General features: G+C 53.3%; 14 protein-coding genes. 10 read left to right on the top strand and 4 right to left on the bottom strand.

Annotated elements, in window-relative coordinates:
- Positions 1 to 44: 44 nt before the first annotated feature.
- The gene (locus tag IC803_RS10495) at positions 45 to 524 is read left to right on the top strand and encodes a CcdC family protein (RefSeq protein WP_369826919.1); all 480 of its coding nucleotides are present in this window, start codon (positions 45 to 47) and stop codon (positions 522 to 524) included.
- Positions 525 to 734: 210 nt separating this feature from the next.
- On the opposite strand, the gene IC803_RS10490 is transcribed toward IC803_RS10495, so the two are convergent.
- Positions 735 to 1,169: a DUF2621 domain-containing protein gene (locus IC803_RS10490; protein WP_033023234.1), complete on the bottom strand. Its 435-nt coding sequence runs from the start codon at positions 1,167 to 1,169 to the stop codon at positions 735 to 737.
- 354 nt (positions 1,170 to 1,523) lie between these two features.
- On the opposite strand from IC803_RS10490, the gene IC803_RS10485 reads away from it, so the two are divergent.
- The 6 genes from IC803_RS10485 (at position 1,524) to IC803_RS10460 (ending at position 7,891) form a co-directional block, all read left to right on the top strand.
- Complete coding sequence (locus tag IC803_RS10485; RefSeq protein WP_081206973.1) at positions 1,524 to 2,174, top strand: cell wall hydrolase; 651 nt, start codon at positions 1,524 to 1,526, stop codon at positions 2,172 to 2,174.
- 128 nt (positions 2,175 to 2,302) lie between these two features.
- The gene (locus tag IC803_RS10480) at positions 2,303 to 4,990 is read left to right on the top strand and encodes a sigma-54-dependent transcriptional regulator (RefSeq protein WP_081206974.1); all 2,688 of its coding nucleotides are present in this window, start codon (positions 2,303 to 2,305) and stop codon (positions 4,988 to 4,990) included.
- Between the two features lie 149 nt (positions 4,991 to 5,139).
- A complete protein-coding gene (locus IC803_RS10475; protein ID WP_081206975.1) occupies positions 5,140 to 5,442 on the top strand; it encodes a PTS sugar transporter subunit IIB in 303 nt (100 codons plus the stop codon).
- Positions 5,443 to 5,459: 17 nt separating this feature from the next.
- Positions 5,460 to 6,815: a PTS cellobiose transporter subunit IIC gene (celB, locus tag IC803_RS10470; RefSeq protein WP_081206976.1), complete on the top strand. Its 1,356-nt coding sequence runs from the start codon at positions 5,460 to 5,462 to the stop codon at positions 6,813 to 6,815.
- 15 nt (positions 6,816 to 6,830) lie between these two features.
- Entirely contained in the window at positions 6,831 to 7,568 is a 738-nt protein-coding gene (chbG, locus tag IC803_RS10465) for a chitin disaccharide deacetylase (RefSeq protein WP_081206977.1), read from the top strand.
- Positions 7,569 to 7,579: 11 nt separating this feature from the next.
- Complete coding sequence (locus tag IC803_RS10460; protein WP_081206978.1) at positions 7,580 to 7,891, top strand: PTS lactose/cellobiose transporter subunit IIA; 312 nt, start codon at positions 7,580 to 7,582, stop codon at positions 7,889 to 7,891.
- 204 nt (positions 7,892 to 8,095) lie between these two features.
- On the opposite strand, the gene IC803_RS10455 is transcribed toward IC803_RS10460, so the two are convergent.
- Positions 8,096 to 8,242, bottom strand: a complete 147-nt coding sequence (locus IC803_RS10455) for a small acid-soluble spore protein P (protein ID WP_080320012.1) — start codon at positions 8,240 to 8,242, stop codon at positions 8,096 to 8,098.
- 127 nt (positions 8,243 to 8,369) lie between these two features.
- Between IC803_RS10455 and IC803_RS10450 the strand changes: the two genes are divergently transcribed.
- Positions 8,370 to 8,630, top strand: coding sequence for a hypothetical protein (locus IC803_RS10450; RefSeq protein ID WP_081206979.1), 261 nt, complete (start codon positions 8,370 to 8,372; stop codon positions 8,628 to 8,630).
- 71 nt (positions 8,631 to 8,701) lie between these two features.
- On the opposite strand, the gene sspO is transcribed toward IC803_RS10450, so the two are convergent.
- Entirely contained in the window at positions 8,702 to 8,851 is a 150-nt protein-coding gene (sspO, locus tag IC803_RS10445) for a small acid-soluble spore protein SspO (protein ID WP_008879509.1), read from the bottom strand.
- Between the two features lie 233 nt (positions 8,852 to 9,084).
- Between sspO and acnA the strand changes: the two genes are divergently transcribed.
- Positions 9,085 to 11,805 carry an aconitate hydratase AcnA gene (gene acnA, locus IC803_RS10440; protein WP_081206980.1) on the top strand — a complete coding sequence of 907 codons (2,721 nt, stop codon included), beginning with the start codon at positions 9,085 to 9,087 and terminating at the stop codon, positions 11,803 to 11,805.
- 36 nt (positions 11,806 to 11,841) lie between these two features.
- Here the strand turns inward: acnA and sspL are convergent, their stop codons facing one another.
- Positions 11,842 to 11,979, bottom strand: a complete 138-nt coding sequence (sspL, locus tag IC803_RS10435) for a small, acid-soluble spore protein L (protein WP_020959474.1) — start codon at positions 11,977 to 11,979, stop codon at positions 11,842 to 11,844.
- 81 nt (positions 11,980 to 12,060) lie between these two features.
- Here sspL and IC803_RS10430 point away from each other — a divergent pair, with 81 nt between their 5' ends.
- Entirely contained in the window at positions 12,061 to 12,531 is a 471-nt protein-coding gene (locus tag IC803_RS10430; protein WP_081206981.1) for a divergent PAP2 family protein, read from the top strand.
- The last annotated feature ends 178 nt before the right edge of the window (positions 12,532 to 12,709 follow it).

Genomic DNA, 12,709 nt, shown 5'->3' with positions numbered 1-12,709 from the left:
GCTATAATAATAGCGTTGCCTATGAATTTTGCGGGAAGAAGGTGATGGCTTTGGCGCTTGTTACATCGCTCATCGCCATTGTGATGACGTTTTTCGTCTTTTTTGTGCGCATGAAAGCAGCGGAGAAGCCGACGAACGCGAAAAAAATTCTTTTGCCGCCGCTGTTTATGAGCACCGGGGCGCTTATGTTCATCGATCCGGTATTCCGCGTTACGCGCGGAGAGCTCATTGAAGCGGTGATACTCGGCATGTTTTTCTCATTATTTCTCATTAAAACGTCGAAATTCGAGATTCGCGGCCACGACATTTACTTAAAGCGTTCAAAGGCGTTTATTTGGATTTTGCTCGGCTTGATCGCCATCCGCTTCGGTTTGAAGACATATTTAGGGCGGACGATCGACTATGGCCAGCTAAGCGGCATGTTTTATTTGCTCGCTTTTTCCATGATCGTCCCATGGCGGATCGCCATGTATGTATCGTATAAAAAGTTGGCGGCGCAGCTGAAGCCGCCGGTGCTCACTTGACTTTTCCCCGCTTGTATGCGCCATGTTGAAGCGGGAGGGTCTCGGGAAGATACAGAGGGTGTCTCAAGAGCAATGAGACACCCTCTTTCACTACGATATACGCACCGAACAGCTACTTTATTGCCGCCCCATGCCTTTCTGCTGCGCCGGAGGATTGGCGTGGCCAAGACGGACGAAAGCCGCTGACATCCGGCTTGAAAGACGGGACAGTCAGCGGCTTTCCAGCAAATGTTGATACGGGGCGAGATCGATGTTTTTTGCCTGCAACGTTCGGATTAAAAACTTATGGTCGCGCTTTGGCGTAGCGATAATATAGCCGCGGATGAGCAAATCGCGCGTAATGCGGGGGGCTTGTTCCTTCAAGGCAAGCTCGCCGATTTTGCCGGCGATCTTTTGCCGCGCCACATCGCGGAACAGCTCCGGCACAGGGCGGACGAGCTCCTCAAGCAATGCCTTTTCTTCCTCTCCCCATAAATGGCGCGTCTGTTCGATGTAATACTCCTGCCAGTCAAGCTCCGATTTTCCGTCTTCCTTCGGCAAACGTTTTAAAAATTTGCGGAACATAAAAAAGCCGCCGATCGACATCATGACAAGCAAAAAGACGACCCAAAACAAAATAAACCAAAGAAACCATCCGGTCAGCACGACGCCCACCTCAACGATCATCGGTAGTTTGCCGCCAGGCCGTTGCTAGCAGCCAAGCGGTTCATACAAGCTCGTCTATTATTATGTCGAAAAGCGCCCGGTTTGGCAAGTTTTGACCCGCCGCTCTCAAAGCCTGAAAGGCGGGCGGAAAGCAGCTGTTCTAGTCTGTCATCAATCGTAATGCAACTGTAATGCAACTGTAAAAAAGCCCGTCTCGTCTTAGAACATCAAGCGCTCGGGCGATGGCAGCCGGCGTCAATGGAAATGATAGACAGTGACGTTCCTCTTGTTGCCTGCTAATCTAGTAGACAAACAAAGCAGGTCGACATACTGCGGTCAGGAGGGATCGGAGGAATGAAAAAAACGATTGTCGCGCTCGCCGCCGCTTGTTGCATGGCATTCGGCTGGCAGACGCCATCGGCGGAAGCAGCCAGTTCGTATACATACTATCAAGTGAAAAAAGGCGATACGTTGTCAAGGATCGCCAAACAATATCATACAACTGTTACGACGTTAAAGTCGTTAAATCAGTTAAAAAGCGACATGATTTATATTGGTGAGAAGTTGAAAGTGCCGGTTGCGGCGAAAACGACAACGACAGCGTCCGCAAACAAAAAGGCGGTTTCATTGAGCGCCGCCGACCGGAAGCTGCTCGCTCAATTGGTGCAGGCGGAGACCGGTTCGAGCGAGCCGTTTGCCGGCAAAGTGGAAGTGGCGCTCGTCGTTTTCAACCGCACTAAGCATCCAGAGTTTCCGAAGACAGTGCGCGGCGTCATTTATCAAAAAACAAAATCGGGCTATGCGTTTGTGCCGGTCAAAACAGGAAAATTGACCCGCATTCAACCGACGAAGCAAGATTACGAGGCGGTGGACAAGGCGCTTGCTCTCTTCCCAAACGACCGCCGCGGCTCGCTTTATTTCTACAATCCGAAAATCACGAAAGACAAATGGATGCTATCGCGTCCGGTGACGATCCGCATCGGGCATCACGTCTTTGCAAAGTAAACGAGGCCGAATGAGGCCTCGTTTTTTTAGTGGATCTGCTGCTATTACTGGTAGGCTTGGTTTTTCCATCGAGCCGGCAGGAGTTTATGGCCGCTGTTGCGAATGTGTTTAGCAAGGGGGGAGCGGCTGTGAAGAGAGTGGATCTTGTTTACGAAACACTGCGAGAGTGGGAGCGGGGCGGGAAGCGATGGGTGAGCACCGAGGAGTTGTCCCATGCCCTCGGGCTGGATCGGGCCAACGTCAGCCGGGATTTAAACCGCCTTTGGCGGGAGGGGAAAGTGCAAAAGCAAACCGGAAGGCCGGTTCGATTTGCGCTGGCGTGCGGCCAAAAGGCAGCGACGCAGCTCGATCGGCTTGCCAAACAGCAGCCGAGCTTAGCGGCTGCTGTTGAGCAAGGGAAGGCTGCTGTCTTGTATCCGCCTAAGGGACTGCCGATGCTGATTGTTGGAGAGACGGGAACCGGGAAGTCGATGTTCGCTGAGCTGCTTCACGAGTTTGCTGTTGCGGTTGGCCGTTTTCCGCCGGCAGCCCCGTTTGTGACGTTTAACTGCGCTGATTACACTAATAACCCACAGTTGTTGCTGGGGCAGTTGTTCGGTATCCGCAAAGGGGCGTATACGGGGGCGAATGAGCAAAAAGGGCTGATTGAAAAGGCGGACGGCGGCATTTTGTTTTTGGATGAGGTGCATCGTCTGCCGGCGGAAGGGCAAGAAATGCTGTTTACGTTTATTGACCGCGGTGTTTACCGTCGGCTTGGCGAGACGGATGTAGAGAGAACGGCCAATGTGCTGCTCATTTGTGCGACAACGGAAGATCCGGAATCGAACTTGCTGAAAACGTTCCGACGCCGCATTCCGATGCATATTTTGCTGCCGCCACTTGAGAAGCGGACGCTTGACGAACGCTGCCGGCTTGTGATGCAGTTTTTTCAGGAAGAGGCTGTGCGGCTCGGAAAGGAAATTGACGTCTCCGCCAATGCCGTGCGCGCCTTTTTGTTTTATCCGTGCCCGAACAACGTCGGGCAGCTGAAGGCGGATATTCAGCTTGTTTGCGCCAAAGCCTACGCCGATTACGTCACCGGAAAGAAACAAGCGGTGCGCATTCATCGCACGGATTTGCCCTTTCAAGTGCAAAGCGGGTTTTTACTTGAGAAAAAACATCCGTATGCTGCCTCCTATTCACTGCCGTATCGGTGGTATGTCTTCGCGCCTCATAGGGAGGCGGCTGATTTTGAGGGCGGGTTGGCGGCCGAATCTGAATCGGTTTACGGGGCTATTGACCGCAAATACGGAGAACTAAAAGAGCGCGGTATCGTCGGCGATGAACTTGACCTATTGCTGGAAATGGACATTAAGCATTATTTCTCGCAATACATGAAAGGGGTGGACCGGCGTATCCGTGATCGCCGTGATCTCGAGAAAATGGTCGCTCCGGACGTTCTGGCGTTGACCGAAGCGATTGTTGTCTATGCGGAGAAGAAACTTGGGCGCCGCCTCGCTAGGAAAGTAATGTATGCGCTTGCTATGCACGTTCAAACCGCGATCAACCGCCTGCGGGCCGGGACGATCGTTTCCCATCCAAAGCTGAATGAGGTTCGGATGTCCTATAAGCATGAATTTGCAGTGGCGCTCGACTGCCTTCATTTGATGGAGGAGAAGATGCACATTGATTTCCCAATCGATGAGGCAGGGTTTTTGACGATGTTTTTTGCGCTCCACGAGGAGCAGGCGGAAGAGCGGGAGGAGCGGGTGGCGGTCGTTGTAGTTATGCATGGCGGCGGTGTGGCTTCGGCGATGGCTGATGTCGTGAATCAACTGTTGGCCGCCGCGTGTGTGTATGCTGTCGATATGCCTCTTAATGCCGACCCGAAACGTATTTACGAGCAGGTGAAGGCGGTGCTACAGCCCGTCGTATCGAAAAAAGGGGCGCTGTTGCTTGTTGACATGGGATCGCTTGTGTCGTTTTCTAGTTTTTTGGAAAAAGAGCTCGCTGTTCCGGTGAGAGTGATTTCCGCCGCCAGCACGCCGCATGTGCTTGAAGCGGCTCGCAAAGCGATGCTTGGCTATGCGCTTTATGACATCTACGAAGAAGTGAAAGCCGCGGCGCCGTTTTACGTTCGCGGGCCGCTTTGGGAGGAGGAAGTAGCGGATCAGGACATGCTGGCGATCGTCACCGCTTGTTTTACTGGAAAAGGAAGTGCGCTGGCGCTAAAGCATATATTGGAAACGTATTTGCAGCTAGATGAACGAATGTGGCGCATTATTCCCATTCAAATGGCGGATGCGGAAGAAGCGCGTCAAACATTATTGAATGTAGCGAAACATTTTCGCGTCGTCTGTGTCGTCAGCCATCTTTGCCTTGATGAGCGAATCCCGCATTTCCCTCTTGAGGAGGTGATTAGTTTGAGAGCGATGAAAGAAATACAGGCATTAGCTGATGTCGAAGAAATTTATATGCATATGGCAAGAGAGTTATCCGGCCATCTTCGCTATCTCTCGCCGGCAAGGGCTATTCACGCCATTCGTACTGCGCTGGCGGCAATCGGCCGGGAACTCGGCCTTGAGCCGAATTGCCGCGATATGGTAGGGCTTGTATTTCACCTGTGCTGCCTACTTGACCGCCTGCTTTCTGGAGAGAGGACGAGCAGTGACCGAGGGGCGTCGAGAGCATGCGGGCATGAAGATGGCTCGCTTTACAGGGTCGTCAAAGAGGGAGTGTTTCCGCTTGAACAGCAGTACGGTGTCTGCATCGATGAAGATGAACTGTGTCATATCGCTCACTTTTTTCGCTCGCTGCAAGGAAAACGAGATGGATAATGGCGCGAATGTTGAAAACGCTTCCATTACACAATTCCCCCCCGTTGACACACAATTTTTCCATCCGCCTCAGCGCTGTCTTTTTCGGCGTTGGCATGGGATTTGCTTAAACAATAGCGAACCATCGCAAAAAAAGGAGGAGAAAGCTGATGAACATTTTGCTCGTTTGCGCTGCCGGCATGTCGACGAGTTTGCTTGTGACGAAAATGCAAGAGGCGGCAAAGGAACGGGGGATTGAAGCGAATATTTGGGCTGTCTCTGCCGACGAGGTGAAAGATCATTTCGATCGAGCGGATGTCGTGCTCATTGGTCCGCAAATTCGCTACAAGTTTGTCGCATTGAAGAAAGAAGGAGAGGCGCGCGGCATTCCGGTCGACGTCATCAACCCGGCCGACTACGGGCGCGTCAACGGCCCTGGAGTGTTGGATTTTGCACTGCGGTTAAAAAAATAAGCGGGGGGTAGAGGTGGATGGATCGGTTCATTCGGGTGTTGGAAGAACGTGTGATGCCAGTGGCCGGCAGAATCGCTGAACAGCGCCATTTGCAAGCGATTCGCGACGGGATTATTTTATCGATGCCGCTCTTGATTATTGGGTCTTTATTTTTAATCATTGGTTTTTTGCCGATTCCGGGTTACAACGAATGGATGGCGAAATGGTTCGGCGAACATTGGCTTGATAAGCTTCTCTATCCGGTTGGAGCGACGTTCGATATTATGGCGCTTGTTGTCAGCTTCGGGGTCGCCTACCGACTGGCGGAAAAGTATAAAGTGGATGCGCTGTCCGCTGGGGCGATTTCACTGGCCGCTTTTTTGCTCGCAACCCCGCATAAAGTGCCGTTCACGCCGGAAGGAGCGAAAGAGGCGATCATGGTCGGCGGCGGCATCCCGGTGCAATGGGTCGGCAGCAAAGGGTTGTTTGTTGCCATGATTTTGGCGATTGTGTCAACCGAAATTTATCGGAAAATCATTCAAAAAAATATTGTCATTAAACTGCCGGACGGGGTGCCGCCTGCTGTGGCCCGCTCTTTTGTTGCCTTGATTCCAGGAGGCGCCGTTCTCGTCGTTGTCTGGATAACCCGCCTTATTTTGGAAATGACACCGTTTGAAAGTTTCCATAACATTGTATCTGTACTCCTAAACAAGCCGCTCAGTGTGCTTGGCGGCAGTTTATTTGGCGCCATTGTCGCTGTGCTTCTCGTTCAGCTGCTATGGTCGACCGGGCTACACGGAGCGGCCATCGTCGGCGGGGTCATGGGGCCCATCTGGCTATCGCTGATGGATGAAAACCGGATGGTGTTCCAGCAAAACCCGAACGCTGAGCTGCCGAACATTATTACCGCGCAATTTTTTGATCTTTGGATTTATATCGGCGGCTCAGGGGCGACGTTGGCATTGGCGTTGGCGATGATGCTGCGGGCGCGTAGCCGGCAGTTGAAAAGTTTAGGGCGGCTGGCAGTCGCGCCCGGCATTTTCAACATTAACGAGCCGATCACGTTCGGCATGCCGATCGTTATGAATCCGCTTCTCATTATTCCATTCATTTTAGTGCCGATTGTGTTGGTCATTGTCTCTTATGTAGCCATGGCGACCGGACTTGTTGCTAAACCGAACGGAGTGGCGGTGCCTTGGACGACACCGTTCATTATCAGCGGATATTTGGCAACAGGTGGAAAAATTTCCGGCAGCATTTTGCAAATTGTGAACTTTTTCATTGCTTTAGCTATTTATTATCCATTTTTGATGATCTGGGACAAACAAAAGGCGGTTGAAGAGCAAGCTGAAGCGACGGTTTCCGGCGGGGCCGGCACGACGCATTCAATGTAAAGGAGATGGAGCGAGATGCCTCGTTATTGCATTGTCAACGCCGATGACTTCGGCTACTCGAAAGGGGTCAACTACGGGATTTTGGAAGCGTTTCAGTGCGGCATTGTTACATCGGCGACATTGATGACGAACATGCCGGCAGCGGGGCACGCCGCCCGGATGGCGAAAGACCACCCCAAGCTTGGCGTCGGTATTCATTTCGTACTGACGTGCGGTCGGCCGCTGACCGATGTTCCAACGCTTGTGAACGAACGCGGTGATTTTCCGCGGCGCGGGGAAGCGCTTGATGGCGCCGAACGCCGCGATATTGAACGGGAGCTTCGCGCCCAATTGGAGCGGTTTTTCTCGTTCGGGCTCACTCCGACGCATATAGACAGCCATCATCACATCCATGAGCATCCAAATGTGTTTCCGGTAGTCGAGCAACTGGCCGAACACTATCGGCTGCCGATCCGCCCGGTGCGGATTGCAAGGTCGCATCGGTTGCCCACCGTCGACGTCTTTTTTCCGGATTTCTACGGCGATGGGCTGACGAAAGACTTCTTTTTATCCCTTATCGACCGAATTGGCGACGGTCAAACAGCGGAAGTGATGTGCCACCCGGCGTATATCGATGTTCCGCTCGCGTTAGGAAGTTCCTATTGTCAACAACGGGTTGAAGAGCTGGCCGTGTTGACCAACCCGACGCTCGTTGAGGCGGTTGCAGAGCGCGGTGTTCAGCTGATAACGTACCGCGAATTTCATAAATTATAGGAGAGGGGCTTATGCAGACACAAGAACAGACGATCTTTCAACTCATTCTTCACGGTGGCAACGGTCGCAGCTATGCCATGGAGGCGATCGCTGCCGCGAAACAAGGGGAATTTGCCGAGGCGCGCCGGATGCTTGAGCGGGCTGGGGCGGAGTTGCAAGCTGCCCACGAGTTGCAAACATCGTTGCTGCAGCAAGAGGCCGGAGGACAGTCAACTGTTGTGACGTTGCTCATGGTGCACGCTCAGGACCATTTGATGACAGCGATGGCAGTCAAAGAGCTGGCATTTGAATTCATCGAACTGTATGAACGCATCACTCCTTAAAGCTAACCCTCGCCCGGGTGGTTTGGGCGGAGGGGTTGTTTTTCAATAAGAAAACCATAAATTTATTATGTAAATTTGTTCGTGTGAACATTGTTCCCTTGCATCTGCACCGCATGTCGATATTCTCGCAGATCTATAGAAGCGGCGCTGGCTTCCTCTTTGCACGAAAAAAGAAGCGCCAAGCGCCGCCGGTTGCCAAGGCGCTCACATGTCATGGCTTGTATTATGCTTTTGCCGCGTATGGTTGCGGTTTTTCACCTTTTTTGAGCCGTCAAGCGGTTCCGGCTGCCCGGGATTGTCGCCTTTTGGCGCATTTTTGCGCATGTCTTTGCTGTCGTTTTTGTTCGTCATCGCCTTGTCCCTCCTTTTGTTGATTAGCATGCCGACGATGGCTGCCGCTTATTCGGTGTATAATTTGCCGGCTGTTTGAAACGATAAGTAGTGAACAATGGGCATGATCGCAAAGGAGGAACGAGCCATGGTATATCATAAAACGAAGCAAGATGCGTTTCAGGCGGCGCAAAAGGCGACGATGGAGGCAAAAGAATGGCACGACCATTTAGTGCGCGACCGGGCCGACTACGGCCACCAGCTAGCTCATTTGCGGCAAGAAGTGAATGAGGCGTTTGCCCAAATTGAAAACGCGCTCGAGGTCGCTTCCGAAACGCAGCGCGCTCAGCTCGAGAAATTCCGCAACGATTTGCAAGGAATTGTCGCGGAGATCAATCAAGACGAGTAAGGGAATGCCGGCGGCCGACATTCCCTTTTCTAATGGCTATGGCAAGCCGGGATGGCGGAACGGCCGCCACGCTATTGGTTCTTTTTTCGTTTTTTGTTGTTTTGGCGCTGTGCTTCTGTCAGCGGTTCATTCGAGAACTCTTCGTTGTAGCCGGCGCCCATCCCTTGCGCTTTGGCGGCGTTCATGCCGGGGATGACGTGGTTCGCTTTCCGTTTCGCCATTCGTTTCACCTCCGTTCCTAGTTTGCGACGAAACGGGCCCCTTATTCCTTTTCAGCCGCTGTTAGGCATGAAAATGGTGAATTGATGGAAATCGTTATTTACAACCTGTCCTGTTCTATAATAAGATAAAAGCGTGCCGAACTTTATGGGGATTGGGAGAATTCATGCTATTTTTTCGACTTTTGCGCGGAAAAATAGTATAGTATTATTGTGAAGTGAAGGGGGTTATACATATGGCGAAACAGGATGCATTTAACGCCCGCTCTTCATTCGAAGTAAACGGTAAAAAATACAACTATTACCGTTTGCAAGCGCTTGAGGAAGCGGGAATCGGCCAGGTAAGCCGCCTGCCGTACTCGATCAAAGTATTGCTTGAATCGGTGCTCCGCCAAGTCGACGGCCGCGTCATTACGAAAGAGCACGTGGAGAACTTGGCGAAATGGGGAACGCCGGAAATGAAAGACATCGACGTGCCGTTTAAGCCGTCGCGCGTCATTTTGCAAGACTTCACCGGCGTGCCGGCTGTCGTTGATTTGGCGTCCATGCGCAAAGCGATGGCGGATTTGGGCGGCGATCCGTACGAAATCAACCCGGAAATTCCGGTCGATCTCGTCATCGACCACTCGGTGCAAGTTGACCGCTATGGGTCGGACGATGCGCTCGAGTACAACATGGACTTGGAATTCAAACGGAACGCTGAGCGGTACAAGTTTTTGAAATGGGCGCAAAAAGCGTTTGACAACTATCGGGCTGTTCCACCGGCGACCGGGATCGTCCACCAGGTGAACTTGGAATATTTGGCAAACGTCGTTCATGCGGTTGAAGGGGAAAACGGCGAATACGAAACGTTCCCGGATACGCTTGTCGGTACGGACTCGCATACGACAATGATCAACGGCATCGGCGTCCTCGGTTGGGGGGTCGGCGGCATTGAAGCGGAAGCGGGCATGCTTGGCCAGCCGTCATACTTCCCGGTTCCGGAAGTCATCGGCGTCCGCTTGACAGGCAAGTTGCCGGACGGTTCAACGGCGACTGACTTGGCGTTGAAAGTGACGCAAGTATTGCGGAAAAAAGGCGTTGTCGGCAAATTCGTTGAATTTTTCGGCCCAGGGGTGGCGACCTTGCCGCTGGCTGACCGGGCGACGATCGCTAACATGGCGCCGGAGTACGGGGCGACGTGCGGCTTCTTCCCGGTTGACGCCGAGGCGCTCGACTATTTGCGCTTAACCGGCCGCGATGAACACCATATCCAAGTCGTCGAGGCGTATTGCAAAGCGAACGGCTTGTTCTACACGCCGGACGCGCTGGAGCCGACGTTTACGGACGTCGTCGAAATCAACTTGTCGGAAATCGAAACGAACTTGTCCGGCCCGAAACGACCGCAAGACTTGATTCCGCTCTCGAAAATGAAGCAATCGTTCCGCGAGGCGGTGAAAGCGCCGCAAGGCAACCAAGGCTTCGGCCTGACGGAAGCGGACTTGGAGCGGGAAATTACGGTGACGTTAAACGGCGAACAAGTGAACATGAAAACAGGTGCCGTCGTCATCGCGGCGATCACAAGCTGTACGAATACATCGAACCCGTATGTCCTCGTCGCTGCCGGCTTGGTGGCGAAAAAAGCGGTGGAAAAAGGCCTCACGGTGCCGAAATACGTCAAAACGTCGCTCGCGCCGGGCTCGAAAGTCGTCACCGGCTATTTGCGCGACTCGGGCTTGCTTCCGTATCTCCAGCAGCTTGGGTTCAACGTCGTCGGTTACGGATGCACGACATGTATCGGCAACTCCGGTCCGCTCGCGCCAGAACTGGAAAAAGCGCTTGCTGAAAGCGATTTGCTTGTCACAAGCGTCCTGTCCGGCAACCGGAACTTTGAAGGCCGCATCCATCCGCTGGTGAAAGGCAACTATTTGGCATCGCCGCCGCTTGTCGTCGCCTATGCGCTCGCCGGCACGGTCGATATTGATTTGCTGAACGAGCCGATCGGCAAAGGCAAAGACGGCAACGACGTCTACTTCCGCGACATTTGGCCGTCGATGGAAGAAGTGAAAGACGTCGTCAAACGGGCGGTCGATCCGGAACTGTTCCGCAAAGAATATGAGCGCGTGTTCGACGGCAATCCGCGCTGGAACGCCATCGAAACGACGGACGAGCCGTTGTATCAATGGGACGAACACTCGACATACATCCAAAATCCGCCGTTCTTTGAAGGGCTGTCTCCGGATGTGCGCAAAGTCGAGCCGCTTACCGGCTTGCGCGTCGTCGGCAAGTTCGGCGACTCGGTCACGACCGACCATATTTCCCCGGCCGGCTCGATCGGCAAAAACACGCCGGCAGGCCAATATTTGATCTCGAAAGGCGTCGAGCCGAAAGACTTCAACTCGTACGGTTCGCGGCGCGGCAACCATGAAGTGATGATGCGCGGCACGTTTGCCAACATCCGCATCCGCAACCAAATCGCGCCGGGCACGGAAGGCGGCTACACGACGTACTGGCCGACGGGTGAAGTGATGTCGATTTATGACGCATGCATGAAATATAAACAAGACGGCACCGGGCTTGTCGTCGTCGCCGGCAAAGACTACGGCATGGGCAGCTCGCGCGACTGGGCGGCGAAAGGAACGTTCTTGCTCGGCATCAAGACGGTCATCGCCGAAAGCTTTGAGCGCATCCACCGCTCGAACCTCGTCTTGATGGGCGTCTTGCCGCTTCAATTCAAAGAAGGCGAAAACGCAGAAACGCTCGGCTTAACGGGCAAAGAAGTGTTCGAAGTCCAGATCGATGAGAGCGTCAAACCGCGCGACCTCGTCAAAGTGACGGCGACAAACCCAGAGACGGGCGAGAAAAAAGAGTTTGAAGTGATCGTCCGCTTCGACAGTGAAGTGGAAATCGATTACTATCGCCATGGCGGCATTTTGCAAATGGTGCTGCGCGAAAAACTGGCGAAAGTGAAACAATAACTATAAAAAGCAGGCTTCCGCACCGGGAAGCCTGCTTTATTTTGTGTTGAGCTTTTTCGCCGCGTTTTCGAGCTTGCTTTTCGGGTCCGGAGTAAGCGTTCCGTCTTGGCCGAAGCCTTGCGGGTTGACGCCCGGCGCCTTCGTGCCGCGATTGCGGCCGCCGTTTTTCGCCATCGTTTTCACCTCCACTTGGATAGTATGGCCGGTCTAGGTGAAAATATAAGCAAAGCACGGCCGGCAAAGGAGGGAAGAGCGATGAACAAAGGGTTAAAAACGGCGCTCGCAACGATCGCGCTGGCGCAGTTTTTAAAGATCCCGATCAAACAGCTTGAGACAGGCCGGTGGGATTGGCGGTTGTTTTTCGAAACAGGGGGAATGCCAAGCTCCCACTCCGCCGGCGTTTCGGCGTTGGCGACGTTTATCGCGTTAGAACGGGGGATGCGGACGATTGATTTTGCGCTCGCCGCGCTGTTCGGGTTGATCGTCATGTACGATGCGCAAGGAGTGCGGCGCCAAGCAGGCGAACTCGCCTTGCGCCTGAACGAGCTTACCGAAGAAGTCAAAAAGCTCGAAGACGATCCGCAACAGGACGTATACCAAAAACGGCAGCAACAGCTCCGCGCCCGCCTTGGCCATCAGCCGATCGAAGTCGTCGGCGGAGCACTTCTTGGGATTGCGACTGGCGCTGTTTCTCATTGGGCGTGCCGCCGCAGGCGAAAGGGCTAGACGGTGAAGCGAATGAGGCATCGGCGCTTCAGGAGGATGAGATGGATCGGACAATGAAGCGGCATGATGCAATTTCTTAATTTGGAAAGCAGCATGGACGCCATGTTTCTTTTTGCCTTAAGACAGGTAATAAAGAAAAACGTGTTTTTCACCGTCTTTCGGGAAGGCCGGCAAGTGA

The sequence above is a fragment of the Geobacillus sp. 46C-IIa genome (genome assembly GCF_014679505.1).
Lineage (GTDB): Bacteria > Bacillota > Bacilli > Bacillales > Anoxybacillaceae > Geobacillus.
This window is presented reverse-complemented; position numbering and strand designations above follow the sequence as displayed.